Origin of the sequence: Saccharospirillum impatiens DSM 12546 (assembly GCF_000423605.1) — a bacterium.
GTDB classification, from domain to species: domain Bacteria; phylum Pseudomonadota; class Gammaproteobacteria; order Pseudomonadales; family Natronospirillaceae; genus Saccharospirillum; species Saccharospirillum impatiens.
The window spans coordinates 1-26,589 of record NZ_AUIH01000005.1 but is presented as its reverse complement, the minus strand read 5'-3'; the positions used below and the strand labels follow the sequence as shown (position 1 = coordinate 26,589).

Annotated in this window: 26 protein-coding genes; 12 read left to right on the top strand and 14 right to left on the bottom strand. The window is 55.5% G+C overall.

Annotation, left to right across the window (positions count from 1 at the left end; all coding sequences use genetic code 11):
* The first annotated feature begins 10 nt into the window (after positions 1-10).
* Positions 11-667, top strand: a complete 657-nt coding sequence (locus G565_RS0104730; protein WP_028669921.1) for a GNAT family N-acetyltransferase — start codon at positions 11-13, stop codon at positions 665-667.
* 153 nt (positions 668-820) lie between these two features.
* Positions 821-2,212 carry a glutathione-disulfide reductase gene (gene gorA, locus G565_RS0104725; RefSeq protein ID WP_211227129.1) on the top strand — a complete coding sequence of 464 codons (1,392 nt, stop codon included), beginning with the start codon at positions 821-823 and terminating at the stop codon, positions 2,210-2,212.
* Between the two features lie 55 nt (positions 2,213-2,267).
* Here the strand turns inward: gorA and G565_RS0104720 are convergent, their stop codons facing one another.
* Positions 2,268-3,530 (bottom strand): tyrosine-type recombinase/integrase, encoded by a 1,263-nt coding sequence (locus G565_RS0104720; protein ID WP_028669919.1) that lies wholly within the window; start codon positions 3,528-3,530, stop codon positions 2,268-2,270.
* A 133-nt stretch (positions 3,531-3,663) separates the two neighbouring features.
* On the opposite strand from G565_RS0104720, the gene G565_RS0104715 reads away from it, so the two are divergent.
* The 5 genes from G565_RS0104715 to G565_RS0104695 all read left to right on the top strand — a co-directional run bounded on the left by G565_RS0104715 (position 3,664) and on the right by G565_RS0104695 (position 9,846).
* A complete protein-coding gene (locus G565_RS0104715; RefSeq protein ID WP_028669918.1) occupies positions 3,664-4,821 on the top strand; it encodes a sensor histidine kinase in 1,158 nt (385 codons plus the stop codon).
* Positions 4,818-5,474: a response regulator gene (locus G565_RS0104710; RefSeq protein ID WP_028669917.1), complete on the top strand. Its 657-nt coding sequence runs from the start codon at positions 4,818-4,820 to the stop codon at positions 5,472-5,474. Before G565_RS0104715 ends, G565_RS0104710 begins: the two co-directional genes overlap by 4 nt.
* 82 nt (positions 5,475-5,556) lie before the next feature.
* The gene (locus G565_RS0104705) at positions 5,557-6,306 is read left to right on the top strand and encodes a hypothetical protein (RefSeq protein WP_028669916.1); all 750 of its coding nucleotides are present in this window, start codon (positions 5,557-5,559) and stop codon (positions 6,304-6,306) included.
* Between the two features lie 9 nt (positions 6,307-6,315).
* The gene (locus tag G565_RS23010) at positions 6,316-8,025 is read left to right on the top strand and encodes a cation:proton antiporter (protein ID WP_037337766.1); all 1,710 of its coding nucleotides are present in this window, start codon (positions 6,316-6,318) and stop codon (positions 8,023-8,025) included.
* Between the two features lie 87 nt (positions 8,026-8,112).
* On the top strand, positions 8,113-9,846 hold the full coding sequence (locus G565_RS0104695; RefSeq protein ID WP_028669915.1) for a potassium/proton antiporter: 1,734 nt from the start codon (positions 8,113-8,115) through the stop codon (positions 9,844-9,846).
* A gap of 68 nt (positions 9,847-9,914) precedes the next feature.
* On the opposite strand, the gene G565_RS0104690 is transcribed toward G565_RS0104695, so the two are convergent.
* The 3 genes from G565_RS0104690 to dsbD are packed head-to-tail and all read right to left on the bottom strand — an operon-like array spanning position 9,915 to position 13,857.
* Complete coding sequence (locus tag G565_RS0104690) at positions 9,915-11,306, bottom strand: ATP-binding protein (protein ID WP_245584119.1); 1,392 nt, start codon at positions 11,304-11,306, stop codon at positions 9,915-9,917.
* Positions 11,303-11,971 carry a response regulator gene (locus tag G565_RS0104685; protein WP_028669913.1) on the bottom strand — a complete coding sequence of 223 codons (669 nt, stop codon included), beginning with the start codon at positions 11,969-11,971 and terminating at the stop codon, positions 11,303-11,305. Before G565_RS0104685 ends, G565_RS0104690 begins: the two co-directional genes overlap by 4 nt.
* Before the next feature lie 11 nt (positions 11,972-11,982).
* Positions 11,983-13,857: a protein-disulfide reductase DsbD gene (dsbD, locus tag G565_RS0104680; protein WP_281168915.1), complete on the bottom strand. Its 1,875-nt coding sequence runs from the start codon at positions 13,855-13,857 to the stop codon at positions 11,983-11,985.
* A gap of 102 nt (positions 13,858-13,959) precedes the next feature.
* On the opposite strand from dsbD, the gene G565_RS0104675 reads away from it, so the two are divergent.
* From G565_RS0104675 to G565_RS0104660, 4 genes are read left to right on the top strand one after another with little or no spacing between them, the layout of a single operon-like run.
* Positions 13,960-14,505 carry a redoxin family protein gene (locus G565_RS0104675; protein WP_051207350.1) on the top strand — a complete coding sequence of 182 codons (546 nt, stop codon included), beginning with the start codon at positions 13,960-13,962 and terminating at the stop codon, positions 14,503-14,505.
* A 9-nt stretch (positions 14,506-14,514) separates the two neighbouring features.
* Complete coding sequence (locus tag G565_RS0104670; RefSeq protein WP_028669910.1) at positions 14,515-14,727, top strand: DUF4266 domain-containing protein; 213 nt, start codon at positions 14,515-14,517, stop codon at positions 14,725-14,727.
* A gap of 12 nt (positions 14,728-14,739) precedes the next feature.
* Complete coding sequence (locus G565_RS0104665; protein WP_028669909.1) at positions 14,740-16,044, top strand: DUF3570 domain-containing protein; 1,305 nt, start codon at positions 14,740-14,742, stop codon at positions 16,042-16,044.
* 23 nt (positions 16,045-16,067) lie between these two features.
* Positions 16,068-16,997 (top strand): FAD:protein FMN transferase, encoded by a 930-nt coding sequence (locus tag G565_RS0104660; protein WP_028669908.1) that lies wholly within the window; start codon positions 16,068-16,070, stop codon positions 16,995-16,997.
* A 108-nt stretch (positions 16,998-17,105) separates the two neighbouring features.
* Here the strand turns inward: G565_RS0104660 and G565_RS0104655 are convergent, their stop codons facing one another.
* The 10 genes from G565_RS0104655 to G565_RS26715 form a co-directional block, all read right to left on the bottom strand.
* On the bottom strand, positions 17,106-18,020 hold the full coding sequence (locus tag G565_RS0104655; RefSeq protein WP_028669907.1) for a F0F1 ATP synthase subunit gamma: 915 nt from the start codon (positions 18,018-18,020) through the stop codon (positions 17,106-17,108).
* Positions 18,021-18,075: 55 nt separating this feature from the next.
* On the bottom strand, positions 18,076-19,647 hold the full coding sequence (locus tag G565_RS23005) for an alternate F1F0 ATPase, F1 subunit alpha (RefSeq protein ID WP_051207345.1): 1,572 nt from the start codon (positions 19,645-19,647) through the stop codon (positions 18,076-18,078).
* Entirely contained in the window at positions 19,644-20,417 is a 774-nt protein-coding gene (locus G565_RS23000) for a F0F1 ATP synthase subunit delta (protein WP_037337761.1), read from the bottom strand. Before G565_RS23000 ends, G565_RS23005 begins: the two co-directional genes overlap by 4 nt.
* Before the next feature lie 3 nt (positions 20,418-20,420).
* Complete coding sequence (locus tag G565_RS0104640; RefSeq protein WP_028669906.1) at positions 20,421-20,711, bottom strand: F0F1 ATP synthase subunit C; 291 nt, start codon at positions 20,709-20,711, stop codon at positions 20,421-20,423.
* Positions 20,712-20,752: 41 nt separating this feature from the next.
* Complete coding sequence (locus tag G565_RS0104635; RefSeq protein WP_028669905.1) at positions 20,753-21,454, bottom strand: F0F1 ATP synthase subunit A; 702 nt, start codon at positions 21,452-21,454, stop codon at positions 20,753-20,755.
* Positions 21,445-21,777, bottom strand: a complete 333-nt coding sequence (locus G565_RS22995; protein WP_051207344.1) for an ATP synthase subunit I — start codon at positions 21,775-21,777, stop codon at positions 21,445-21,447. The genes G565_RS0104635 and G565_RS22995 overlap by 10 nt, the downstream gene beginning before the upstream one ends.
* Positions 21,761-22,117 (bottom strand): AtpZ/AtpI family protein, encoded by a 357-nt coding sequence (locus tag G565_RS0104625; protein ID WP_028669904.1) that lies wholly within the window; start codon positions 22,115-22,117, stop codon positions 21,761-21,763. Before G565_RS0104625 ends, G565_RS22995 begins: the two co-directional genes overlap by 17 nt.
* Positions 22,114-22,518, bottom strand: a complete 405-nt coding sequence (locus G565_RS0104620) for a F0F1 ATP synthase subunit epsilon (protein ID WP_028669903.1) — start codon at positions 22,516-22,518, stop codon at positions 22,114-22,116. The genes G565_RS0104625 and G565_RS0104620 overlap by 4 nt, the downstream gene beginning before the upstream one ends.
* Positions 22,499-24,004: a F0F1 ATP synthase subunit beta gene (atpD, locus tag G565_RS22990; RefSeq protein WP_037337758.1), complete on the bottom strand. Its 1,506-nt coding sequence runs from the start codon at positions 24,002-24,004 to the stop codon at positions 22,499-22,501. The genes G565_RS0104620 and atpD overlap by 20 nt, the downstream gene beginning before the upstream one ends.
* A gap of 494 nt (positions 24,005-24,498) precedes the next feature.
* The gene (locus G565_RS26715) at positions 24,499-24,660 is read right to left on the bottom strand and encodes a hypothetical protein (protein ID WP_157600003.1); all 162 of its coding nucleotides are present in this window, start codon (positions 24,658-24,660) and stop codon (positions 24,499-24,501) included.
* Positions 24,661-25,087: 427 nt separating this feature from the next.
* Between G565_RS26715 and G565_RS0104605 the strand changes: the two genes are divergently transcribed.
* Entirely contained in the window at positions 25,088-26,518 is a 1,431-nt protein-coding gene (locus tag G565_RS0104605; protein ID WP_157600002.1) for a TerB N-terminal domain-containing protein, read from the top strand.
* The last annotated feature ends 71 nt before the right edge of the window (positions 26,519-26,589 follow it).

The window sequence follows — 26,589 nt, the reverse complement described above, 5'->3', positions numbered from 1 at the left end:
TGGAGTCTGTATGGCGACGATTGATCTGAATGACGTTGAAGTGATGGCACTGGATGAAAGCAGCAGTCGCCAGGCACGGTCGCTGTTGTACCACTCCTATAAAGACGAACCCACGTTTAAATACCTGCTGGATGACCGTCGGCCTGGCTACAAACAGCGCATCCGCGCCACCATTCGAGAACTGATTCGCCTCCATTTTGAGCGGGGTGAAACCGTACTGGGCGTCGTCCACAAGCAGGATCGTCGGGTACTGGGCGTGGCATTTGTCAGTGATGTACAACTGAAAATGGACATTTCCCGTCAGTTTTTGTGGCGATTGAAAATGACACTGACCGCTGGATTTGAAGGCACTCGACGCTACATTCAGTACTTCAATGATGTTCAGAACAGTTTACCCAACAAGGCTCACCGAACAGTCAGCCTGATTGGCATCCATCCCGAATTTCAGAAGCAGGGGCTGGGTCGCCTGTTAATGGAAACCGTGCATCAGCAGGTTAGCAATGACGCCCAGTCGATTGGCGTTTTTCTTGATACCGGAAACAATCGCTACCTCTCGTTTTACGAAACCCTCGGCTACGAGCGTTTTGCCGACATTAAGATGGGGAGTGACCTGACTGAAGTTGTCCTGTTTCGGGCCAATCCCAATTACGTCGAAGCCGCTGCTTAACTGAGGCCGAGGTGTTGGGCTGAGCGCTCATGCCTCAAAGCTCACAATAATCCTTGGACACTGGCAAACTGGCCCCATAAACACCCCAGATCAATGTATCAGTATGAAACCCCGGTCAGACCGGGGTTTTTCATGCTTGAATCGGGAATGACTATGACCACTGTAACCTACGACTACGACCTTATTGTCATTGGCGCTGGCTCGGGCGGTGTCCGGGCGGCGCGAATGGCGGCAACCAAGGGCGCACGCGTTGCCATTATCGAATCACGCTATTTGGGCGGTACCTGCGTCAATGTCGGTTGCGTACCCAAAAAACTCTTCGTTTATGCCTCCGAATTCTCACAGTCGTTCAAGGATGCGGCAGGTTTCGGCTACACGGTAGACAAAAAGCCTGAATTTGAATGGGCGCGTCTTCGTGATAATAAAACCAATGAAATCAAACGTTTAAATGGTGTTTATGATGGTTTGTTGAGCCGAGCCGGGGTCGACATCATTCATGGCCATGGCCAGTTCGTTGATGAACATACCGTGGCCGTGGAAGATCGCCAGTTCAGCGCCAAACATGTGGTGATTGCAACCGGAAGCTGGCCGGTCATGCCGGATGCTGAGGGAGCCGAGCACATCATCAGCTCCAATGAGGTGTTTTATCTCGACAGCTTTCCGAAGGACGTTATTGTCATCGGTGGCGGTTACATCGCGGTTGAGTTTGCCGGCATTTTCAACGGGTTGGGTGCCAAAACCCACTTATTGCACCGGGGTGAACCGGTGTTGCGGGGCTTTGATGACGATATTCGCGAGTTTGTGTCCAGTGAACTGGAGCAAGCCGGTATTCAATTGCTCTACAACCGCGAAATTTCAAAAGTTGAAGCGCTGGACTCAGGGCGATTCAAAGCCACATTGTCGGATGGCAGTGTGCGCGAGACGGATCTGATCGTCAGCGCCATTGGCCGTCGTCCCTTGCTTGATGGTTTGAATATCGATAAGGCAGGCGTCAAGGTCGCCAGCGCCGGACACCTGGACGTGAATGAGCATTACCAGACCAATGTTCCCCATATTTTTGCACTTGGAGACGTCATTGGCCGGGTCCAACTGACGCCGGTCGCCCTGGCGGAAGGCATGTACGTCGCAGACTATCTGTTTGACGAATCGCCCAGGGCTGTCGACTACAACCTCATTCCCACGGCGGTTTTTTGTCAGCCCAACATCGGCACGGTAGGCATGACCGAAGCTGAGGCTGCCAAGCAATTCGAGCGGGTTGAAGTTTATCAGGCCAACTTCAAGGCCATGAAAAACACCTTGTCTGGTAACCCCGAGCGAACCCTGATGAAGTTATTGGTCGATTGCGACTCGCGGGCCGTCATTGGCGCCCATATGGTTGGCGAAAGCGCTGGCGAGATAATTCAGGGGCTGGCCGTAGCGATGACCGCTGGCGCGACGAAAGCGGACTTTGATCGTACCATCGGTATTCACCCGACAGCGGCGGAAGAGTTTGTCACCATGCGCTCGCCGGCTCGAATCATCGGTCGCGACCGGGAAGACGACTAGGGACGCGTGACTGGGCGAATCAGGCGTGCTTCCGGGGGCATGAGTACGGGGCTTGCTAAGCCGGATTTATTTTCTTGCCCCGGGCCGAGTTGTGTCGGGCTTGTCGCTCGACATCAATGTAGCGATCGGTGATGGCGCTGGAGCCATGGCCAGCGTCATCCCGAACGTGCTCCCGAGGGCGCATTTTCACGTCTTCAGAAATGCCGGTGTGCCTCAGCCAATGCACCGTTGCGGCTTGCAGCGCATCGGCTTCCTCCGCTTCACCCTGAGCTCTGAGTCGCTCAATGGCCCGGTCGAAACTGTCCTGAACGATGAAACGTATTTGTCGGGTACTGCTAATCCCGCCTTTGCCGCGAATCTTGGGTATCAGCGGGCTCGACTCTCCTGGCAGTGGCAGAGGCGTCATGCCTAAAAAGCCCCGAAATCGCCGCAGCGCATTCAGCATGTCGTCTGACACGGAAATATCACGCTCTTTGTTGCCCTTGCCGACCGTGGTAAACCACCAGCTGCCCTGGCTGTCTTGCCGAAAATCCCCCATACCGGGTTGCCAGCGGTCTGATTCAGCCAACTCCGAAATTCGCAAATACATGCCGAACAGACAGCTCATGATGAATAGAGCCCGCTCATAGCGGGGAGGGTCTTCAGGCAGCGCCTGATCAATGGCGTTCAACACTTCATGCCATTGGGCTTCCGATAGGCGCCTGATAGCCTGAGCTCCCTGGCGTTTACGCAGAAACTTGCCTTTCTGACGAATCTGGGCGACCGGATTCAACTCAACGTGTTCTTCCTGAATCAGATAATTGAAATAGGTGCTCAGTACCGAAAAGATGGCTTGCAGGCCGCTTTGACTCAGTACATAGGCCCTGGGGTCGGCGGCAATGCCCAGTTTGTGATCCCGTTTCGATACTTTGGCCACAAAGGGCCGCCATTGTGGGTTGACCACTCGCTCGCCGCCCGCGTTCAGAAAGCGGGCAACGCTTTTGGTGCCAATCCAGTGTTTGGGCGGGTCCTGGCAAAACTCGATGAATTGTTCGATGTGCTGCCGTCTCAGCTCAGCTAGCCGCAGACCCTGAATCAGCCAGCACCACTGCACAAAACGCTCGATTTCCCGGCGATAACTGGCAAAGGTATCGGGGCTGCCACGGTAGCTGTAGAGAAACTCGCTGGTGCGCTGTAAATCGGCGTGGAGGTGCGAGGATGCTATGTGGGCTGAGGTCTCAAGTGCAACACTCGGTTCGACTCTGTCTCGAAAGGGGTTGCCCATCTCCGTCAGATTATCAAATACCGGGATTGGAGCCGGGCAGGGCGCGTTCAACAATGATACTCCTCAGATTAAAGCGTTATTTCGCCCTTATTCAGGCAGCTGCGTAAAGTATGCGCGTGGCAGACGCTCACTGACAAGGTGACCTTCGGATCTGTGCGGCTTGCGGGACACAGGATACACTAGACTCATGAACAGATTCACATCACGACATGGTTTACCGGTGCATCGGCTGACCCAATCGCTGGAAGGCGTTATGGGCTATATTGCCTGGGCGATTGTCTGTTACCTCACCCTGAGTAATGCACCCGCCAACACCGAAGCCGGTCAGGTTCGGCTGTTCGTCATCGTCGCGCTGTTGCTGCTGTTTATAGTCGGGTTTTTCTACACCACTCGCGAGCAGCAATACCAGCGTATGGACATGCGCATTCGACAGTTATCCTTTGTCTTGCAGTTTTTAGCCGTATTGGGCATTCGGTTTGTTGCCGAATCGGGCGTTATAGCCATTTTGAGTGTCTCCCTGGCGGCCCAATTACCCTTCCTGATGTCCAGAAGCTTCTCGTATCTGACCGTCCTGGTTCTGGTGCTGATCGATCTGGCGTTCATTTGGGGCGAGCCAGACGCCATCATCTGGACAGCGCTGGGTGCTGCGTTTCACGTCTTTGCCCTGTTAATGAGCCAGCGGGTTATTCAGGAACAGGAGGCGCGGGATCAGATTACCATTCTGAACCGTGAGTTGCTGGCCACTCAGGCTTTGCTGGAAGAATCGGCAAAACAGACCGAGCGCATTCGCATTGCCCGGGATTTGCACGATGGGCTGGGCCACCATCTGACTGCTCTGATCCTGAAACTGCAATACCTGACCTACACTACGGAAGGCGAAACTCGCAATCGCGTCGAGGAAACTCACCAGCTTTCACGACTGTTGCTGACCGATGTGCGCAATACCGTCCACGAAATGCGAGGCGATTCCAGTATTCGCCTCAAGGAAGCGCTCGAAGCGCTTATCTCTCAAATTCCCAGGCTTCAGATCAACCTGCGCATGGACGACAACATCAGCGTAGCCGATATCGAAGTGGCGGAAGCTCTGTTTCGTTGCATTCAGGAAGCGGTCACCAATACGCTGAAGCACGGTAATGCCAGCGAAATGAATATCGACTTGCAACACGGTGTGAATGACGTGGCACTGACCATCACTGACAACGGCGGCTGTCAGCTCGACTGGCGTGAAGGGGCCGGTCTAAGGGGCATGCGTGAACGCATTGAAGCGCTTAAGGGCAAACTGGATGTTGCGTCCGGATCCGGTTTTAAACTGAATATCACCATCCCTGTAATGGAGTCGCTATGAGCGGGTCAGTCAAGGTTATGCTGGTCGATGACCAGACGCTGGTGCGAGAAGGCATCAAATCACTGCTGCAACTGGCTGGTCACATCGAGATACTGGGTGAAGCCAGCGACGGTATGGAAGCGCTTGAAGCGCTGAAGTCGCTTACACCCGACGTGATCCTGATGGACATTCGCATGCCCCGGCTCGATGGCATCGAGACCCTGAAAACACTGACCGGGCAGGGCAGCACCATACCGGTCATTATTCTAACCACTTTCGATGACCACGAATTGGTGCTCAGCGCCATTCGAGCCGGCGCACGGGGGTTCCTGCTCAAAGATGTGTCTCTGGAGAGTCTGGTCGAGGCCATCGACGCGGTGCACCGGGGTGAAACCCTGATTCAGCCTGCGGTAACCGAACGCGTATTGAAAGGGTTTACCGAGCTGCAAACCCAAACCAAGGTAGAGCGGGATCCGGTACAAGAGCCCTTGACGCAGCGGGAGATTGAGATTGTTCGCCTCATGGCTGGCGGCTATAGCAACAAAGAGATTTCTCGAGCCATTTTCAAATCCGAAGGCACCATCAAGAATCATGTCTCCAACATTCTGGCCAAACTCAATGTTCGCGATCGCACCCGTGCTGTCTTGAAAGCCCTGGAGCTGGGGTTGATCTGAATCAAGATAGGGCTGGCGTAAGGCTTGTACTCTCAGGTAGAAATCGCGACACTGTCGCGGTATAATCTACCGTGTAGACATTATGCCCCGTCCACGCTTTCACATGACGCCCGATGACTGGTTCGACACGCTCGACTGGCTGGAATACCAGCTGTCGCAGCCGGGTTGGTTGCTGGAAGAAACGCACCCGGTACACCAACAAGGGCTCGCCCATCTGACCGAGCGTGTTCATCAGTGCCGCTATGTCCAGTCACCGACACACCCTGACTGCGACGCCTTACAGGCATTGCTTGAGCATAATCTGGACCGACCGGATTGGGACCGTCTGCGCAAAACGCTCTCGGCCCGGCGTCGACGTCGGCGTGAAAAGCGGCTGGCTCAATCGCCAGTCAACCTCACGCTCAACACACAGGCACATCACTGGTTAAAACAACTGGCCCGGGCAGGGCAGTTTACTACCCTCAGTGAAGCGCTGGCAGAGACACTGCCGGGCCTGGTGGCGGAGCTGGAACAACAGATTCAAATTGAACTGAAAGCCCAACTGGAACAGACCATTGCCGACTGGACAGAACTCGACCTGATTAAGGCGGCTGAACATTACCTCGAAGCCGCCCGGACCGACCGGAGTCTTGCCACCGCCTGCCGGATTGCCTTTCAGTGGCATCAACGCGACCCGGACCGGCATAAAGCCCAAATGTTGAGGGAACGTTTTGTTGAAGACCTGGTCTGGAATCAGGTCCATCTGGGCAAAGCCGCCGCTGGCTTTCTGAACCAGGATCCCAGGATCTGGCCGCAATCCAAAGCCGGTCAGAACCCCGCAACTAATAAGTAGGAACGCCCGATGGAGTTTTTGCTGGCACACATTCAGGGCAATGCCTTTTACGAGTTAACAGCGATGTTAACCCTTGCTGCGTTGCTTGGCCTGGTCGGGCAGTGGTTACGGCAACCCATGATCGTGACATTCATAGCTGTTGGTATTATCGCCGGGCCTTCGGTTCTGGGGTTGGTTGAAGATGCCGGTTATATAGCCCTGCTGGCAGAACTGGGCATTGCCATTCTGTTGTTTCTGGTCGGGCTCAAGCTTGATTTGGCCCTGATACGGACTCTGGGTCCCGTAGCTCTGGCAACCGGGCTCGGGCAGGTAGCCTTTACTGCCATTATCGGCTTTGGACTGGGTTTGCTGCTCGGGCTGGGACCCGTGGTATCCGTCTACGTGGCCATTGCGCTCACCTTCTCGAGCACCATCATCATCGTCAAACTGTTATCAGACAAACGCGAAACCGATTCCCTGCACGGTCGAATTGCCATCGGCTTCCTGATTGTTCAGGATGTTGTGGTTGTCCTTGCCATGATTGGCCTATCGGCCATTGGTGTGGGCGGTGGTGACGGCGCCAGCGAGTCGACCGGCAGCCGACTGCTAGGAATATTCATTGGTGCTGTCATCATGCTCGGGCTGGTTGCCCTGTTTGTCCGCTACCTTGCCGATCCATTGATGCGGCGGGTCGCCAATTCTTCAGAGCTACTGCTGGTATTCGCCATCGCGTTGGCCACCTTGCTCGCAGCCCTGGGCCATGTGCTCGGTTTCAGCATGGAACTGGGCGGGCTTTTGGCAGGCGTTGCACTGGCATCTACTCCGTACCGGGAAGCCATTGTCTCGCGCTTGTCTTCGTTGCGCGATTTTCTGCTGCTGTTCTTCTTTATTGCCCTGGGCAGCCAGCTTGATCTGGGGCTGCTGGGAGAACAAGTTGCACCTGCCTTAGTACTGTCGGTGTTTGTGCTGATCGGTAACCCCCTGATCGTCATGGTGATCATGGGGTATATGGGTTACACCAAGCGGACTGGGTTTCTGGCGGGGCTTACCGTTGCCCAGATCAGTGAATTCTCGCTGATTTTCGTGGCAATGGGCATGAGTTTGAATCACGTGGATGCCAGCGCACTGGGTCTGGTTACCCTGGTGGGTTTGATCACCATTGTCTTGTCGGTCTATATGATCACCTATTCCCATACACTCTATCGCTGGCTGGAACCCTACCTGAGCGTGTTTGAGCGCCGGCATTTGTCCGTTGCGGCAAAACCGGCCGAAGAAGAGGTTCACCTCGAACACAGACGATACGATGCTATTCTGTACGGCTACGGTCGCTTTGGTACTGAGATAGCCAACCGGTTGAAAGAGCAAGGGTACCGGATTGCAATCGTTGATTTTAACCCGGAAACGGTTAAACATTGTCGTCTCGATGGTATGGAGGCTTACTACGGTGATGCTTGCGACCCTGATTTTGTGGAGCACCTGCCGCTGAGCCATACTCGCTGGGTCATTTCCACATTGCGCGGACAGGACAACGCCGTATCCGCTGAGGACCCCCGCCTGGCGCTCATGAGCGCTTTGCGCCGGCAGGGTTTCGACGGCCAGATTGCACTCACGACGCACAAGATTTCGGACATCGAGATGCTGAAAGACAAAGGAGCAAACCTGGTATTTCTGCCCTATCGGGATGCGGCAGGCGAGGCGTCCCGGCTCATCCTTGAATCAGACGTTGAGGCCAGGCCCTGATTACTCAGGGTTATTCCTACCGTAGCATTCCGTGCAGCCTCACGCCTGTCTGCCAACCGACCGATTTGCAAAGGAACGACAGCCCTGATGGTTGATACCAATACTTTCCTGTTGATTGCCGGCTTGTTGCTGCTGATTGGCATCATTGCCAGCTCGCTGACTGTGCGATTGGGACTGCCGTTTCTGTTGTTGTTTCTGGGGGTTGGCATGCTCGCCGGGGAAGACGGTGTGGGCGGTATCCCTTTCGACAATTTTGACCTGGCTTTTCTGGTGGGTAACCTGGCGTTGTCCGTCATATTGCTTGATGGTGGCATGCGCACCAAGCGCAGAACCTTTCGGGCGGCATTGTGGCCGTCGGTCACATTAGCCACCGCCGGTGTGATACTGACCGCTACCGGTGTTGGCCTCTTTGCCACCTGGTTGCTGGGCGTCGATCTGCGCTACGGTTTACTGCTCGGCGCCATTGTTGGGTCCACTGACGCCGCAGCGGTTTTCAACCTGCTGCGCAACAGCGGTATACGGTTAAATGAGCGGGTAGGAGGCACGCTTGAGATTGAATCGGGTGCCAACGATCCCATGGCCATCCTGCTGGTCGTTATTATGATCCAGCTACTGACCGGCTCGGCTCAGTTTACGCTCGGCTCTCTTACGCAGTTGGTATTGCTTCAGTTTCTGTTAGGCGGCGTCATGGGGGTATTCGGTGGCTGGGTATTGGTAGCGTTGCTGAAGCGGCTGCACCTGGCTGAAGGTCTTTATGCCATCCTGATCGTCTCCTTTGGGCTGGTCATCTTCGCCGGGGTAAACCGACTCGGTGGCAGTGGGTTTTTGGCGGTTTACCTGTTGGGTTTAGTGGTGGGTAACGCCAAAACCAAGCCACCGGAATCGGTGTCGCAAATCATGGATGGGCTTGCCTGGCTGTCTCAGGCGGGTATGTTCCTGATCCTAGGCTTGCTGGTCAGCCCGGCCAATATGCTCGATAACGCCCTGGCCGCCGCCTCTATTGCTGCGTTTCTCATTCTATTCGCCCGGCCACTGGCGGTTATTGTGTGTCTTTTGCCGTTCCGGTTTCGCTGGAAAGAGCGCTGGTACATCAGTTGGGTCGGCCTGAGAGGCGCCGTGCCTATTATTCTGGCGGTGTACCCGGTTATGTCAGGGCTTGAAAACTCCCAGTTGCTGTTTGACATCGCCTTTGCGGTTGTCCTCGTGTCCTTGTTGGTTCAGGGCTCTACAGTACCTGTTGTCGCACGCCTGCTTGATGTATTGATTCCAGCGCCTCCGGCTCCAGTCAATCGCCATGCCCTGATCAACGAATCGGGCCTGTCACTTGAAGTGGATGAGTTTGTTGTACAGCCCAATGCGCCTGTATTGTCGCCTTTCTTCAATGCCAACCAGAACGACAGCGCCAACCCCGAGTGCGTGGCCTTGATTCGGGATAAACGACCGCTGGATGTGGATGGGGCCATTCGGTTCATGGCGGGCGACCGCGTCTGGATGCTCCTGCACACCGAAGACGTTGATGATGTTGCCGCTCAATTCAGCGGTCAAAAACAACAAGGTATGCTAACCGCCCAGAACTTCTACGGCGAATTCGTGATCCGGCCCGAGGCACTGGTTGATGATCTGGTGAAATCCTACGGCATCGTTGCTGAGCCGGCTGAACAGTCGTTTACTGTATCCGAATTACTGCAGCACCGACTTGGCAAACATGCCGTTGAAGGAGACCGGATTAGACTGGGTGGATTGCGCCTGACCATTCGTCAAATGGACGGCGATTCGATTCAGGCCATTGGATTGAAATTGAGTTCAAAGAAGTCGGTCTGATCAACGACGCATTCATCAGGATTAACGTGAAAAACACCGCTGATACTGAGTAATAGGAAACGACAGTTTCATGCCTGCGGGAGCCTATCCCGGGGCCAGTCAATGCGCACACTCAGCCCACCATGAGCGGTATCGAGCAATGTCAGAGTACCTCGGTGTCGCTCTACAATACGGGCAACAATGGACAATCCCAACCCTGCCCCGGCTCCTGCACTGCCCCTGTAGAAGCGCTGCAACAGTAGGGCTTTGTCCGGTTCAGTAACACCAGGGCCGTGATCACATACAGTCAGGGTGTACTTCTCCTTCAGAGCCTGCCACCGGACCTCTATATTGCCGCCCTGACCGGCATGATTCAGTGCATTACCCACAAGGTTTTTCAGCAATATGTCGAGACTTCCAGGTTCCAGTGTCAGGTGCCAGTCCAAATCGTCTTCGGGCTCCAAAAGCAACTCGCTATGTTGTTGCCAGGCCAGAGGTGCGAGATCAGCCAAAACCTGTCGGCTGATCATTAGCAGGTCTACATCCGACTTTTGTATCTCGTTGTCCGGGTCCAGCCTGGCTAGCGTCAACAACTGGGACACAACGCGAGTCGTCCGGTCTATACCTAATTTCAACGCTAATAAGGCGTTGTGACGGTCGGCTTCAGTGTCACTGGCAAGCGCATTTTGACTGTGTAGACTCAGAACAGACAACGGAGTGCGCAATTCATGTGCTGCGTCAGCGATGAATTGTTGCTCTCGCTCGAGCAACTCTTTCAATTGGGCCAGCAGCACGTTGATCGCCTGTTGAATGGTGTCCAGTTCAACAGGCAAATCAGCCTCAGGGAGAGGCTGCAATGATCTCGGATCGCGGGAATGCAATCGTGCAGCCAGTTGTTCCAGCGGTTTCAGGCCATAGCCGATTGCCCACCACAGCAATATCGCAAGCAGTGGGACGCCCAACAGTTCAGGCAAGAGACTGCGCAGCGCTATTTTGGTGACGAGCTCACCCCGTACCTCTTGTTGTTCCGCGATCACAATTCGTTCCCGACCATCCAGACTGGGCAACACGAATACGCGCCATTTAGCGTCATTGGCCTCTACATCCGAGTATCCGCTGCCATTGTCGGTGAGCTTTTCGGGTGGCGCGTTAAACGACCGCAATATTAGGACGTCGTCTTGCCAAACCTGAAAAACGACCTTGCTTTCATAAGGGTGTCCGAGCCGATCATCTTCCTGGTCGTTCAATTCCTCCAGCGTGCTCAGCAGCCGCAGCTTTTCAAGTTGACTCAGTGACGTGTCATTCAGGCCGGTAAACAGGTTGCCTAGCAGACGAGCTTGTTGAGCCAGATGGGCATCGTACAGTTCTTCTACCTCATGGGCGGCATCGTTAAAGCTCGTCCAGGCGATCAGTGCACTGGCGCCAATAAACAACACCAGGGCGGCGCCGAGTGTTCGGGTGCGAATGGAATTCAGTATCAAGGCCGGGCATCCTTATCCAGTGCGTAACCGACGCCACGCAGAGTTCGAATCAAACCCGGGAACAACTTTTTACGTAAATGATGAACATGCACTTCAAGCGCATTGCTTTCGACATCGTCGTCCCAGCCATAGAGCAGTTGTTGCAGGTGGTCCCGCGTGAATACATGGCCAGGCTGGTTAGCCAATTCCCACAGCAGACCGAATTCACGCCGCGTCAGATTCACGGGCACACCCTGACATATAACTGCCTGGCTGCCAGGATCGATTTGCAAGGCACCGAGATCCAACTGGCTCCGTGCCCGACCAGCGCTGCGACGGAGCAGGGCACGAATTCGGGCTTTCAGCTCCACAATATCGAAAGGTTTGATCAGATAGTCATCGGCGCCGTAATCAAGGCCGGCAACGCGGTCGGTTACGGCATCGCGTGCGGTTAGAATGATTACTGGGGTTACTTTGCCCTCGGCTCGAAGCGCCTTAAGAACCGAGAGCCCATCCAGACCCGGCAACCCAAGATCCAGCAACACCAGATCGAATACCTCATGTCGAAGAGCATGAACTGCCTGGAGACCATCGGACAGGCAATCGAGAATATAACCCTCGGACTTCAGTGCCGTACGCATGCCTTCCAGCAAGGAGATATCATCTTCGATCAACAGTAGGCGCATGAGACCCTCTCTCAGATCTGGCGTTCGCCAGAAGCCAACAGAGTTTGCAATTGCCCTTGCCATTGATCAAGACTGATCTCGCCAAGATCCCGCAAACGGGTCTGTTCAGTTCCCTCTTGATTGAAGTAGAGCAGGGCAGGCGGCCCAAAAAGTCCATGCTGCTGCAAGAAGGCAATGTGTTCTTCGGCGTTCCGGGTGATGTCCAGTTGCAGAAAACGAATCTCACCGGCGTACGGGGAAGGGTTGGTTTTGCTAAACACCTTTTTCTCCATATCCTGGCAACTGGTGCACCAGTCAGCATAAAAGTCGAGCACCACCACTTGTCCCTGACTTCGGGCAACCTCTAGCTGCGCCGTCAAGGCCTCGACACTGTTCGTGCGTTGAAAAAGCGGCGCTGACTCAATCCCGGGTTCGTTTTGGCGAGCGTTACTCAATCCCGCTAAAGGCTGAAAGGGATCGTTTTGACCGGCCAAAGCCCCCAACATCAGGCTGGTTGAATAAATGGCCAGCGCTGCGGCCAATCCTCGCCGCGTTTTTTGCCATCCGGTTTGAACCTCACCACCCAGGCCAAGGTGGGCGGCATAGACCAGCGCCAGCAATCCCCACAGGGCCAGGCTTATATGGCCGGGAATAAAACGCGCCACCAGGCTGATGGCGATGGCAAGCAATACGACACCGAAGAAATTCTTGACGGCCACCATCCACATTCCCGCCTTGGGCAACAAGCGTCCACCCCCGGCACCCACCAGTAATAAAGGAGCGCCCATGCCCATGCTTAGTGCAAACAAAGCGCTGCCACCCAGCCAGGCATCGCCTGTGGTGCTGATGTAAATCAGCGTTCCGGCCAGAGGCGCCGAGACACAGGGTGAGACCACTAGCGCCGATACCAGCCCCATCAGCGCCGTGCTTGCATACCGGCCGACACCAGAGGAGGGCGCGTCAGTCTGGCTAACCCGACTCAGGCGATTTCGCAGAAAAGCCGGGATCTGAAGTTCGTAGAAGCCGAACATGGCCATAGCCAGAAGCACGAAAACAAAGGCGAATACGCTTAACGCAATCGGGTTCTGTAGCGCGGTCTGAAGGTTGAGTCGGGCTCCGAAAAAGCCTACCAGTACACCGGCTGCGGTATAGGTCGACGCCATTCCCAGGACGTAGGCTAAAGACAAGCTGACACCCTTCCGTGTGCTTATCTGCTCACCTTGCCCGGCTATGATGCCAGCCAGTATCGGTATCATGGGTAATACACAGGGCGTGAAGGTGAGTCCCAGGCCGAGCACAAAGAAAGTACCAATGATCCAGAGCGTACTGGCCGACGCCATCCAGTCAGCGAGGGCTCCAGCATTTTGCGTCCCGACCCGGTTTGATTCAGGAGCAACTTCCGGGGATGTCGCTGCCGTAACCTTACTGCCAACAGGCGCCAATGAAGCCTGGCCCGAGGCACCGTTGAGAGTAAACGTCCGGTTTTGAGGTGAATAGCATAGCCCGGCCTCGGCGCACCCCTGATAGCTTAATGTCAGTTCAACCGGTTTGTTGTTAGTGGCTGGCAAGTTGACCTGAAGTGAGGCCCGGTCATGAAAAACCTCGGTTGAGCCGAAATAGGGGTCCTCTTTGAGTTCCGATCGGGTCAGAAACGCCGGAGTCAGTTCCTGACCCTCGGCTGAAATATCAATTCTCGACTGGTACAGATAATAACCATCCGCGATGCCCCAGGTGACGGTAACGAGCCCAGTCTGCTCATCGTTTTGCAACACACTGGGCACAAAGGCCTGATCCGGTGGCAGGAAGTCTTCGGCATGGGCGACCGATATGACCGTCAACAACGCGAACAATACCCACCTGAAAGTGACTGACATCATGAACAGAATCTCCGTATGAATTCTGCGCACAGCGTCGCCGATTAACCTTAAGTCAATATTAAGCCGGGCTTAAGAAAACCTTAAGTTGTTTCCCGCACCCTGATGGCTTAACCCATAACAAGGTAAGCCGAGATGCTTTGGTTTCCAAACACCCATCCGACCACTCGCCTTAATAAGGCTGTATGCGCAATGGCATTGATTCTGTTGCCACTTATTTCCACCCATGCTGCAGACCTTACCCCTGCAGCCCAAGCACAGCCCGCCCCGCTAAGTGACACGGTTTTGCCCAGAATAGGCGGCAATGATATGAGTCTGGAACAATTGCAAGGGAAGGTGGTCCTGGTTGATTTCTGGGCATCCTGGTGCGGCCCTTGCCGTGAATCCTTTCCCTGGATGAACGCCATTCAGGATCGCTATGGCGACGATGGCCTGGTCGTCGTTGGCATCAACCTGGATCAGGACGCGCAGGCAGCCCAAACGTTTCTCAATACAGTTCCGGCCAATTTCATCATCGTCCAGGATACCCAGGCCCGGTTACCGGAAGCCTATGGGCTGATTGGCATGCCATCGAGCTACTTGCTTGACCGACAGGGACGCATCCGTGCCAGCCATACCGGCTTCCACACAGGTCGTGTCGCTGAGTATGAAGCGAGCATTCAACAGTTACTGGCAGAGTAGGGGGCACCTATGAAAATGTGGATCAGTCTGATGCTTCTGGCGGTGCTTACAGGCTGCAGTAGCTTGGGGGTTAAGCCCTGGGAGCGAGATTTGCTCGCACAACCAGATATGCAATTGATCAGCGACCCGATCGAAGCGTCACTCGATGATCATGTCTATTTCAGTAAAGAAGGCAGCAGCGGTGGTCGCGGATTCGGCGGCGGCGGATGTGGTTGCAACTAGGAGCACGCAAAGATGACTCATGATAAAAACCGTCTTACCCATGGAGCTGCTCTGGGCAGCACGCTGGCGGCCATTGGGTGCTCAGTATTGCAAGGACTGCCCAACCAGGCGATGGCCGGTGAACTCGAAAAATGGGACGCGGACGCCGCCGTCTTACAATACGCTGAAAGCGATAACCGGGTTCAGGCAACTGAAGCAGTCGTCGGTTTAACACGCAATGTCGACAGTGAAACTCAACTGAACCTCAAACTTACCGTCGATACGTTGTCCGGTGCCTCGCCCAATGGTGCCATGCCGGATGATCAGCCACAGACGTTTACCCGGCCCTCCGGGAACGGCCGATACACCGTTGATGCCAACGCCTTGCCTCTGGATGATACGTTCCGCGATACGCGAACCACGGGTGCCGTGCAATGGTCGGCACCGCTCGGTCGGGACTGGACGTACTCAGGCGGGATCAGCTACTCGTCGGAACACGACTATGAATCGAGAGGTGTAAACGCCAGCTTGTCCCGTTTTTTCAACCAGAAAAATACCACCCTGACCCTGGCATCCAGCTTGTCGACGGACACCGTTAGCCCTGAGGGTGGTTTACCGGTTGGTCTCAGTGCGGCCCCTGAATGGAACAGTGGCAGCTTTGAAGCCGACTTTGATGCCAGCCGAAATGGGTCCGAAGCAGATAAGCAGGTGATCGACGTTGTTCTGGGCCTGACTCAGATCATTGACCGGCGCACGCTGATGCAATTCAACTACAGTCTGAGTCTGAGTGACGGCTACATGAACGACCCCTACAAACTGATCAGTGTGTACGATGAGCCAGGTGGTACCGTGCAAGAGTACCGCTACGAGGCCCGGCCGGACACCCGACAGAAACACGCCTTGTTCTGGCAGACAAAACATCAGTTCGAGAGCAGTAACATCATCGATGGCAGTTACCGTTTTCTGTTCGACGACTGGGGCATGACGTCCCACACTCTGGATCTCAAGTATCGCTGGGGTTTTGGCAATCAATACCTTGAACCGCAGGTCCGCTGGTATCGTCAGTCAGCCATTGACGCCTACCAGCCTTACATGACATCAGCGCAGTTGGCCGAAAATCCGGACGCCCTGACAGCCGACTACCGGCTAGGGGATTTCGATGCCTGGACTCTGGGTATGCGATACGGTTATCGATTCAATGCCGACACTGAGGTTTATACCCGGTTCGCGGCCTACCAACAGAATCCACGTGATTTTGAATCGGCCAGTACACCCGCGAATTCCGGGGATTTACCTGGAATGACGGCCTACATGCTGACATTGGGAGTCAAGTTCTGATCACAACAACACGCCCGCTGACCGTGCAATGGCAGGCCGGTGTCTGGCTGGGGCAATTCGACGCAATGGCCAGTCCCTGTGAGGTGTTGCTGGCGTTGCCTCGGGACCAGGCCGGGCTGGCCAACACTCTGGCTCGACTGGCGGCTGAAGAAGTGTGGCGAATTGAGACACGGTACAGCCGATACCGCCAGGATAATGTCTTCACAACGTTGCACGATCGGCCCGATGAGCCCCAGAGGGTGGATCCTGAGACTGCCCGGTTACTCAACTTTGCTGACCAGGCCTGGCAGCTCTCGGATGGTCAGTTCGACCTGACTTCCGGGTTACTGCGGAAGGCCTGGACTTTTGACCGGAGTGACCGGATACCTGACCCCCGGCTGGTTGAATCTCTGTTGCCCTTTATTGGTTGGCAGAGACTCAACTGGGTCAGTGACCAGGCAGATGCCGAGGGGCAGATCGGTGGTGGCTGGTTGACGCTGCCCAAAGGGTTGGAGCTGGATTTCGGAGGAATCGGCAAAGAATACGCCGCTGACCGGGCGCTGGGCATGTGCCTGATGGCTATCCCGACTCAGTGGCGCCAGTCAGGCATTCTAATTAACCTGGGCGGTGATCTGGCGTGTAATGGCCCAAGAGGTGGTAGAGAGCCCTGGCGAGTTGGCATCGAACCGACGGATTCCGACACAACGGGCGCTCTGACACTGCAGTTAACCCGAGGTGGATTAGCTACATCCGGCGACGCCAGTCGATATCTGATGCGAGACGGCAAACGGTACAGTCATTTACTGAACCCATTAACAGGCTGGCCCGTTGAATCAGCACCTCGGTCAGTAACAGTCGCCGCACCAAGTTGCATACAAAGTGGTCTGGTCGCGAGCCTGGCGATGTTGAAAGGCACGATGGCGCGAGCGTTTCTTACTGAAACCGGGTTGCCACATTGGGTGGTGGATGGCTGACTGGTTAAGGACTGTGAAACACCTGATATCGAGTTTCTGATGGCACCGGTCGAGGACTGAGTTCCGGGTCACCAGGGATCCTGAGTTGTTCTATTCAGTTGCCTTGTTTCAGGTGCTTGGCTGCAGCGCATCGAAGCCTGCGATCACATCGAAGAGTTCTTCATCGATACTCGCTTGGCGTAATTGATGAAAGCTGGCTTGCAGCTCTTGCAACAGTTCCCCGATGTTGCGGTCGGCGCGCTGCATGGCGGCGAGACGGCTGGCGTTTTCACTGGCCAATGACTCAGCGCTGGCGCGAAATAACGAAACAAACAGGTGCTCGCGAATAAAGGCCTGCAGTGTCGCTGCCGGGTTCCCCAGCACTTCTGGCAATTGCGCGGTGGGCCATGTCTGGCTTGCCAGCTCGCGCTGCCATGCGGCGTCCAACGGCAGAAGCCGCTGGGTAATCGGACGGTAGCCGGATGCATTCGGGCGGTTATAGAACAGCAACAGCGTGGCACCTGGCACGCCACTCACCGCCTGGTCGTCCGGTAGCTGAATAGTCAACAGGATCTGCCCCACCAATTGGGTGATCAACTCCACGGATACTGGCACGGCAAATGAACCCTCAAGCACCATACCCGCATCGATCAGACGTGCCTGCACGCGCTCGCCAACTGCCCAGACCTTGACTGTGGCGGTGGTATCGCCTGTAGGGGACGGCATTCCCGCAAGCGCATGTTCAACCACCACCTCGTTAAAGCGGCCCACCAGTCCCTGATCGGAGCCAAATACGATGGCGTGTACTACTGCGGGACCAGTCTTTTTATTGGGTGTCTGAAGCGAAGTGTCGTGCGGATTAACTGCACGCAGACCCACCGCGAGGCCGAGTTCAACCGTGCGGGCGTAGTCAGCGAGCGCCGCCACCGACTTCTCATACTGGCCAATAGCCGACGCCGCTGACGCTTTCATTGTGCGCACCACGGACTTTAGGTCCCCGGCACTGCTAATCTGCCGTCGCAATGCGGTCAGGGTGGTGGTCATAATGATGGATTGGCAACACTGCCATAGCTGTGAATGTCGGTATTGACCCGGATTTTCATGGGCTTTCCTTGTTTGCAGTTATAGCATCGTCGGTGCCAGAAGAGGAGGCAAGTGCATGACGGGTCGCAGCGCTCACTTGCTCACGGTCGGCATCGGTTAACTTATCGACACCGCTCAGGCGTGCTTTCAACTCATCGGGCAAGGCATTGGCGGCATCCTCAACCGCCTGCTGTGCCGCCGCCATACGCTCGAGCGGCACTGCGTCGAAAAGCGCGCTATTCAATGCGAGCAAAATGGCGATCTGTGCAGGCACCGAGACTGGTGAGAATTCGGCCTGGCCCAGGCAGGCGCGGATGCGTTTGCCGTGATCAATGGATTGCCGTGTGTCTTCATCCAGACGGGCACCGAAGCGGGCGAAGGTTTCCAGCTCCTCGAACTGCGCGTAGGCCAGCTTGAGGTCGCCGGCCACCGCACGATAAGACGCCCGCTGCGCCTTGCCACCCACACGTGACACTGACTGACCCACATCAATAGCGGGCAACACGCCGAGCTCAAACAACGATGGTGACAGGACGATCTGCCCGTCGGTTATGGAAATCAGGTTGGTCGGGATATAGGCCGAGATGTTCTGCGCTTCGGTCTCGATGATCGGCAGCGCGGTCATGGATCCGCCCCCGCGCGCATCGCTGAGGTGAGTTGCACGCTCCAGCATGCGCGAGTGGATATAGAAAATATCCCCCGGAAAAGCCTCGCGCCCCGGCGGCCGGCGCAGCAGCAGCGACAGTTCGCGGTACGCCCGCGCGTGGTGGGTGAGGTCGTCATAGACGATCAGTACATCATGGCCGGCCTCCATAAAATGCTCGGCGATGCTGGTGGCGGCGTACGGCGCAATGTAGGACAACCCCGGCGCTTCGTTGCCTTCGGCCACCATCACCACAGTGTAAGCCAGTGCGCCCTTGTCGCGCAGATTCGCCACGGCCTTGGCTACGGCCGAGGCGCGCTGGCCTATGGTGCAGTAAACGCAGAGCACATTCTTGTCGCGCTGGTTGTAGATGGTATCGAGGGCTATCGCGGTTTTGCCGGTTTGGCGATCACCGAGAATCAATTCCCGTTGACCACGACCGATTGGAATCAGCGCATCAAGCACCTTCAACCCGGTCTGCAGTGGCTCGGTCACCGGGGCACGGTCCATGATCGGCGTGGCTGGCCGTTCGATAGGCAGCCGTTGCTCGGTCAGTACAGGCCCCAGACCATCCAGCGGTCGCCCCAAAGGGTCAATCACTCGGCCGAGCAAAGCATCGCCAACACCGACATCCATCACCCGGCCGCTGCGCTGCACCTCCTGACCCGCGTGCAGGTGCGCGTAATCACCTAGCAACACGACGTCAACGCTGTCCTCATCAAGATTGAAGGTGATGCCTGACAGGCCGCCGGGAAACACCAACAGCTCCTCAAAACCCACATTCTGTAAGCCGTGAATGCGTGCGATGCCGGTGGATACGCTGACGATGGAACCCACCTCGCGCGTTTGCAGCCCCGGATTGAAGGCCTCCAGGCACCGCTGAATGCCGGTGAATGCACCGTCATATGCGCTGCGCAGACCGTTATCCGGGCTGGCCCTGGTCATGCGGAGCTCCACTTGGTGGGGTCTTCGTCCAGCTTGTCTGAGAAGGCCGTCAGGTAGTCGGCAATGCTCCAGGCCAGCTTTTGCCCCTGTGCGCTGAGCTCAATGCCGCTGATTACTTCAGGCGCGGTCTCAACCTTGAGTTCAATCGTCTGGCCAAAGGTTTCGTTCAGTGCGGCCTGAATCGCAGCCAGCTGCTCAGGTGGCAAATCGAACGCACTGCGCAGCAATGCGGGTGTCTGCGCAGATGTGGCCTTGAGCGCGGTACCCAAGGCGGCCAATGTCGCGCCGTCGACCTCGTGCCAACGCTGAATTAACATCGCACAAGCGCGTTGCTCCACACTGACGTCGGCCAGATCAGCCAGCGTTCGTCGGGCAATCTCTAATACCCGTTGTTGCGTTTTCCGGACGATCTCTCCATGCAGCGCCTGGGTGTCGGCCTGCAAAGCTTTCGCACGTGCCTTACTTGCCACCTCGGCCGCTTTGCGCGCCTCTGCCAGCAAGCGCTCGCGTTCAGTATTGGCGGCTTGGGTGGCTTCGCTTAGCAATGCTGCTCGCTGCTCATCGAAGGTCTTATTTTTCTGCTCGAACTCAGCCTGTTGTTGATGTGCCCTGGCCCTGGTCTCAGCGGCGTCGGCCAGCTCCCTGGCAATTTTCGCTTCGCGAGCGGCGATGGCATCAAGTACGGGCTTATAAAGAAAGCGCTTCATCAGGTAGACCAGAATGATGAAGTTCAATAGCTGTGCAGCAACAGTGAACCAGTCGATAAGCATGGTTTACTGGCCTGCTGCCTGGGAGACCGCAGTGAGAGCCGCATTCCAGAAAGGATTAGCGAAGATCAGGATCATTGTCACCACAAAACAGTAGATAGCCGTGGATTCGATCATTGCCAGGCCAACGAATAATGTACGGGTGATAGTGGCCGATGCATCTGGCTGTTGGGCTAGCGCGGTGAGCGCAACCGACACTGCGCGGCCCTCGGCCAAGGCCGGCCCCATCGTGCCGAAGCCTGTGGTCAGGCCCGCCATAACGATGGAAGCGACGGCTATCAGTGTAAGAGCGTCCATAAGGTATGCCTCTGTATGAGTGGGTTAGGGAAAGACCGAAGTCAGCCTTCAGGCGCCGACAAAGGTGCCTTGGCAGCTTTACTGCTGCGTGTAGCGGCGGCGATATACACCGCCGCGAGGATGGTAAATATGTAGGCCTGGACCATGCCGGTAAGCAGCCCCAGAACCTCCATTACGATGGGGAAAACAAAAGGGGTGATCGATAACAGAATGGCGATGATCATGGCGCCGCTCATCATGTTACCGAACAAGCGCACGGCCAGCGCCAGGGTGCGCGTGACTTCGCTGATCAGGTTGAAGGGCAGCATGATTGGCGTGGGCTGCATATAGGATTTCAGGTAGGCAGCCAGACCCTGGCTCGAAATACCGAACAGTGGTACTGCCACCAACACGCACAGTGCCAGTGCGGCGGTGGTCGACAGCGACGCCGTCGGCGGCTCGTAGCCGGGAGTCACGGTGGCCAGCGATGCCGCGGCAACAAACAGAAATAGTGTGCCGAGAAAGCTCAGGTAGCGATGGGGGTTCTGCAGGCCGACATCCTCGATCTGCCCAATGATCGCTGTCACAACGATTTCCAGCAGGTTCTGCCAGCGCGAGCGTTCATGCCCCGTAGTGAGCCGTCGGGTAATCAGCATAGATCCTACTACCAACACGGCCATCAGCGCCCAGGTGAAGACAATGGTGGCGTTTAGCTTGATGAAACCGTACTCCCAGAAAATCCAGTTATCGGGTGTCAGACGCATGGTGGCTTCACCTGAGAGTGCAGTGGCGATGGTGCTAGTGCTGTGAGGGCAGGGCGGGTAATTCGCAAGACAAGCATACGCGCCATTACAAAACCCAATAGGCACAGTCCCAGTTGCAGCGGCTGCTCCGCCCCCACAGCGTAAAAGCCAGTGAGCACGATGGTGGTGCGCCCAATCAGGCTGACGATCACCCAGCGCGCCGGTGTCGGTGAATCGGCAGCGCGGCGCACTGTCCACCACAAGCCGACGAAGAAGATCGTACCCAGCGCGCCACCAGCCAGCAGCGAAGCGATCCAGACTAACAAGCTAGGGTTGTTGATCATCGTTATCCTCATTTTCGGAGTGCATGGCCTGGTCTTCCTGAGATACCCAATGCCAGGCATTCAGGCAACCTAGGGTCAAGCCCGCCATCAACAGCGCCAGGGTCCATAGGCGCCCACCGGGGTATTGCTGATCAAGCCACAGACCGAGCGCCGCACCCAGCAGAGTGGGTACGGCTACCGACCAGCCGATCAAGCCCATCATGCCGAGGCCGAACCACACACCCGGTGTGCGGTTGCGCCGAGCCTTGATCTTGCGCGCTGCCTTGGCACTGACCTGTTCGGCCAGGGTAGGGCTGTTAGGTGGCATCGGATGTGGCGTGCGTTTTGGCTCCTCCTTCATGAGGAATGCTCGCGCAGAGAGGTGAAGCGACGCATGAATCCCGTCTCGAGTTTGGCCATTGCTGCTCGCACAGCTTGTTCCTGTTCGTTCAGTGTGAGGAATTCCTGCTCTACTGCATCACGCAGATAAGCCAGATCGGTACCGCGCATTGCATGCCGCACTGAAATCACCACATTGGGACCCGTCTTGACCAGGACACCCTCGTCTAATGCGAGGAACACTTCCTCCTGTGCTTCGACCTCAAAGCTGAAGACCCCGGGCACCAGGGAAGCGACGCAGTCGAGGCGCTGTGGCAGCAAGCCAAATGAGCCGTGCGCCGTTTCGAACACGATGCGCGAGACCTGGGTTTCCTCGGCGAAAACCTCGAACGGCAGCAGCACCCTAAGTGTCATCAAGGGCATGCGCCTTGTCCTCGCTGTGCTGCTGTTCAGGCTTAGCCTCTGCCGCTGGTTTTATTTCCGGTTCTGCCGAAGCGCTCGATTTGGCTTTGACCGTGGCTTCATCCACGGCGCCAATCATGTACAGGGCGCTCTCGGGCAGGTCCTTGAATTCATCTGCAAGGATGCGCTCGCAGCCATCCAGGGCGTTTTCCAGGCTGACCAGCTTGCCGCTCATATTGGTGAACTGTTCAGTAGTGAAGAATGGCTGGGTCAGGAAACGCTCCAGCCGGCGTGCACGGGCCACGACCTTGCGGTCGTTTGGCGACAACTGCTCCAGTCCGAGCATGGCGATGATGTCCTTCAACTCGGCGTACTGCGCCAGAGTGCGACGGATGGCCTGTGCCAGGCGATAGTGACGCTCGCCGACAATACCCGGCGTAATCATTTTAGAGCTCGATTGCAGCGGATCGATGGCTGGAAACAGACCTTCACTGGCACGTTTGCGCGACAGCACGATGGAGGCCGAAAGATGGGAGAAGGTGTGTACCGCCGCTGGATCGGTAAAATCGTCCGCTGGCACGTACACCGCCTGGATAGAGGTAATGGCGCCGCTATCGGTATTGGCGATGCGTTCTTCCAGCGCCGCCAGCTCGGTGCCCATGGTCGGCTGGTAACCCAGGCGCGATGGCATTTGCCCCATCAGGCCCGAGACTTCCGAGCCGGCCTGGATAAAGCGAAAGATATTGTCGATCAGCAACAGCACATCGCGATGCTCATCGTCGCGAAAATACTCGGCCATGGTCAGCGCCGCATGACCGACGCGAAAGCGTGCACCAGGCGATTCGTTCATCTGCGCAAAGATCATTACCATGTTAGGCAATACCCCGGCCGCCTTCATCTCACGGTATAACTCTTCGCCTTCGCGCGAACGCTCGCCAATACCGCAGAAAATGCTCACGCCCTGTTGATGGCCAACCATGTTGTGGATCATTTCGGTCAGCAGCACCGTCTTGCCGACGCCTGCACCGCCGAACAGACCTGCCTTGCCCCCGCGCTCCAGTGGGGTGAGCACGTCGATGGCTTTGATGCCGGTTTCGAATATTTCGGACTTGGTTGAGCGACGTACCAGTGGAGGAGGTTGGTTGTGCACCGAGCGCCACTGCACACCTTCCAGTTCAGGGTCACTGTCTATCGTGTTGCCGAAGACATCGAACATCCGTGAGAGAATCGGTTTGCCAACCGGAGCCAGCAGGGGTCCGCCTGTGTTCTCTACGCGCATGCCCCGGGCCAGGCCCTGGGTGGGCGTCAGCGCGATGCCGCGCACGTGATGCGCATCGCGCTGGGCCAATACCTCAATTGCCACTCGGCCATTTTCACCGGCGCGCAGCAAGGTTCGAACAGCCGGCAGCGCAGCGTCGAAGTGCATGTCGATCACGCTACCGCGAACCGCCACAACAGTGCCGGAGTTGGTTGCAGTCCCGGGCCTTTCTTCTCGGCTGTTTGCCACCCGGACACCTCATCAAGTCTGCGCGTTAGGAACTCGGTCATGCCGCCTAAGTAGGCAGCAAACCGGGAGTTCTTCAGTATGCCCGCAGATTAAGCGGATCACCGTTCGCTAGCGAACACAAGACCTGAACCGATATACCGATTCACTCTAAAAAACGGGATTAACAACCGGGAAGCGGTCAACCTTTGACCAGCTAAGCGACCAAGCAATGTTGGAAATTCTAGAGTCTCAATTTCAATGGCTTAGGAGAGTTTTACCTAGGAAAAATGGAAATTCTAACAATGAACGAAATAGAGATATTAAAAATTTAAATTTCCTTATGAAGTTGGAAATATTTAGCATTATGCATAATTTATGCCAATAATTGAGGTTGTCGATATACTTTAACTTGATTGGCCTTTTTTAGGGGATTACCTTCGCCCCAAACTAGGTAAGGTTCATGACAGTGATTGTTTTCTTATATTTACCCAAGGCTTGCTGGAGTGGATCTGTAGCTAGGCGGATATCGCCAGGGAGAAAAGATCAATGAGCACGTTATTCTCTATGGCTTGATCGAGCATGATGAGGTTCTGGCTCTGTTCCAGATCCCCACGCGAATCGCCAACCAAGCAATTCAGAACCTGACCGATCACTTTCTCTTTGTGTCTGATTCTCATCGGGTACCGTTTTCACTGTATCTGCTTCCAAGCAGCGCTCTCAAGCACGATACCGAGTAACGTGGTCTAAGTTTTCACAGAGTCCGATAAGCTGCTGTGATCATAATCCTGTTCCAATCAGCAAACCCGAATAAACTCGAGCCCATGCTTTATCTGAATGAGATACTTACCCGATTGCCTAGGCAACGCGCGACTGAATTCGATGAATTATTACGGTATACCTGGTCATCTGCTTACAAAATTTGATGTCCGGTCTGTTACGCTGCGCCTAGGTGTAGTACGGCGTTTGGTCTATGAGCCGTAAAACTTTTGGTGGGTCAAACAAAATGCAACCATCATTGCTTGTTGTGTCCTGGAGCCCAAGTCCACTATTCCAAGTGGAGTGGATAGGTATCGCTCGGTTAATAGAGCGCAGTTGGAGGAAGTAGTGGACTTTATTAAGAGATTTGTTGACTTAGTGGGGTGGTTTGCAGCCCTGTTTATCGGTTTAGTAGTAATTATTGCGATTTTCGCGCCTGAGAATACAGAAGAAGTAGGGCCTTGGTTCACTGCAGCGCTGGTGGTCTATCTCATTTACCTAGCTTGGTTCACCCTATCAAGACTCGTATACCTCTTTCTGGGAAAGCCCATATACGCCCCTTTTTACTCCGTGAATAAGTTGAAGGCAAAGTCAGCTAAGTCGACCACGGCGAATCAAAGCAAGCCCAGTGAGGGCAAGCAAAACCGGGCCGAGCATGCGGGCGGTGGCAGGCAACAGACAACGGCCAAGCGTTCGGAGACTCAAGCACGGTTTGACGATACGCAGCTAGGTAGCTACTTGAAGGAGACTGGCCTTGAGTCGAGGCGAATCTCAGCGAGCCATCGTGATACTGGCGATGACAGTGACTTTAGAATGAAGGCCACACTTAAGGTACCAGGCCGACATGATCAAAGCCTGACCGGTGACTCTGGAAGCACACTGAACACGACAATAAAGAAGCAGAAGCGGTCCGGGAAAGAACAGTTCATCATGCCCAACGAGTCTGTTGACGTCGCGGGTTTTCCCATCCATGGACCAGTGTATATCGGTCGGGCTCAACCAGGCGCCAGGGGTGTGATAGATCCGGACAAGAAGATCAAAATGTCCGCGCCCAATCCCGAGCCGCTAGGCTATTGGCCTGACTACTGCGATTTAACGCCAGAGCAGCGAGGCAGGTACATAGGTTGGCTGCACGAAGGCCGGGGATACACAGATGAGACCGGGTATCCCTTCCTATACTTCTATGGCTTCGAGCGGTATGTATTGCTGCAAGCAAATTCTGATGGCTCCGAAACACGCCGCGAGCGGCTTATGGCGATCATCGAAGAGTGCGAGAGACTGTCCAGCAGATTGGGCAGTAGAAGCTTTTCGAATTATTCAAATGACCTCGTTGACTACATCATCATTAAGTACTTGCCTGAGTTGATCGAGCAACGGCTTCAAAAGCCTTCTGCTGGCAATGCGAATGTAGCAAGGTATGCAATCAGTAAGTTCATCGCAGAAAACCCCAAAGAACCATTGCCGGGCGAGTTGGCCATTCATTGGTACTTCGTGACGAAGAAGCTTAGGCCAAAAGACTTTGTGGCACGAGATTTCAACGACTTCAAACAAGACTTCATCCACTACTACAACAACCGCGGTGGAGTGGTCGTGAAGAAAGCGGTTCGAAAGCTTAAAATCGTATACGGCGTGGCAGGGGCCTCATTCAATGGGCCTTACTCAGGCCCATACACGATTGAGACAAACTACCCTGATACGTTTGAGTATGTAAATCCAAACCGGAAATTCAACGAGATACTGACGGCCACCAAGATCAATATAGTGGACCCCATGATTTAGACCACGGGCATAGGTAGAATGCCACGACCAAGCAGGAGTAGTAACGTGGCGAGAAAACGGTTCAGTAGTGA

What these genes read in the sequence shown, in the direction of transcription:
- G565_RS0104665 (WP_028669909.1), top strand. Translation starts at nt 14,740, where the DNA reads ATGACTCATGATAAAAACCGTCTTACCCATGGAGCTGCTCTGGGCAGC.
- G565_RS23000 (WP_037337761.1), bottom strand. Translation starts at nt 20,417, where the DNA reads ATGCTTATCGACTGGTTCACTGTTGCTGCACAGCTATTGAACTTCATC.
- G565_RS0104695 (WP_028669915.1), top strand. Translation starts at nt 8,113, where the DNA reads ATGGTTGATACCAATACTTTCCTGTTGATTGCCGGCTTGTTGCTGCTG.
- G565_RS0104655 (WP_028669907.1), bottom strand. Translation starts at nt 18,020, where the DNA reads ATGACCACCACCCTGACCGCATTGCGACGGCAGATTAGCAGTGCCGGG.
- G565_RS22995 (WP_051207344.1), bottom strand. Translation starts at nt 21,777, where the DNA reads ATGATCAACAACCCTAGCTTGTTAGTCTGGATCGCTTCGCTGCTGGCT.
- G565_RS23005 (WP_051207345.1), bottom strand. Translation starts at nt 19,647, where the DNA reads ATGACCAGGGCCAGCCCGGATAACGGTCTGCGCAGCGCATATGACGGT.
- G565_RS0104625 (WP_028669904.1), bottom strand. Translation starts at nt 22,117, where the DNA reads ATGAAGGAGGAGCCAAAACGCACGCCACATCCGATGCCACCTAACAGC.
- G565_RS0104635 (WP_028669905.1), bottom strand. Translation starts at nt 21,454, where the DNA reads ATGCGTCTGACACCCGATAACTGGATTTTCTGGGAGTACGGTTTCATC.
- G565_RS0104730 (WP_028669921.1), top strand. Translation starts at nt 11, where the DNA reads ATGGCGACGATTGATCTGAATGACGTTGAAGTGATGGCACTGGATGAA.
- G565_RS0104705 (WP_028669916.1), top strand. Translation starts at nt 5,557, where the DNA reads ATGCCCCGTCCACGCTTTCACATGACGCCCGATGACTGGTTCGACACG.
- G565_RS0104710 (WP_028669917.1), top strand. Translation starts at nt 4,818, where the DNA reads ATGAGCGGGTCAGTCAAGGTTATGCTGGTCGATGACCAGACGCTGGTG.
- gorA (WP_211227129.1), top strand. Translation starts at nt 821, where the DNA reads ATGACCACTGTAACCTACGACTACGACCTTATTGTCATTGGCGCTGGC.
- G565_RS23010 (WP_037337766.1), top strand. Translation starts at nt 6,316, where the DNA reads ATGGAGTTTTTGCTGGCACACATTCAGGGCAATGCCTTTTACGAGTTA.
- G565_RS0104715 (WP_028669918.1), top strand. Translation starts at nt 3,664, where the DNA reads ATGAACAGATTCACATCACGACATGGTTTACCGGTGCATCGGCTGACC.
- G565_RS0104640 (WP_028669906.1), bottom strand. Translation starts at nt 20,711, where the DNA reads ATGGACGCTCTTACACTGATAGCCGTCGCTTCCATCGTTATGGCGGGC.
- G565_RS0104685 (WP_028669913.1), bottom strand. Translation starts at nt 11,971, where the DNA reads ATGCGCCTACTGTTGATCGAAGATGATATCTCCTTGCTGGAAGGCATG.
- G565_RS0104620 (WP_028669903.1), bottom strand. Translation starts at nt 22,518, where the DNA reads ATGCCCTTGATGACACTTAGGGTGCTGCTGCCGTTCGAGGTTTTCGCC.
- G565_RS26715 (WP_157600003.1), bottom strand. Translation starts at nt 24,660, where the DNA reads ATGAGAATCAGACACAAAGAGAAAGTGATCGGTCAGGTTCTGAATTGC.
- G565_RS0104670 (WP_028669910.1), top strand. Translation starts at nt 14,515, where the DNA reads ATGAAAATGTGGATCAGTCTGATGCTTCTGGCGGTGCTTACAGGCTGC.
- G565_RS0104675 (WP_051207350.1), top strand. Translation starts at nt 13,960, where the DNA reads ATGCTTTGGTTTCCAAACACCCATCCGACCACTCGCCTTAATAAGGCT.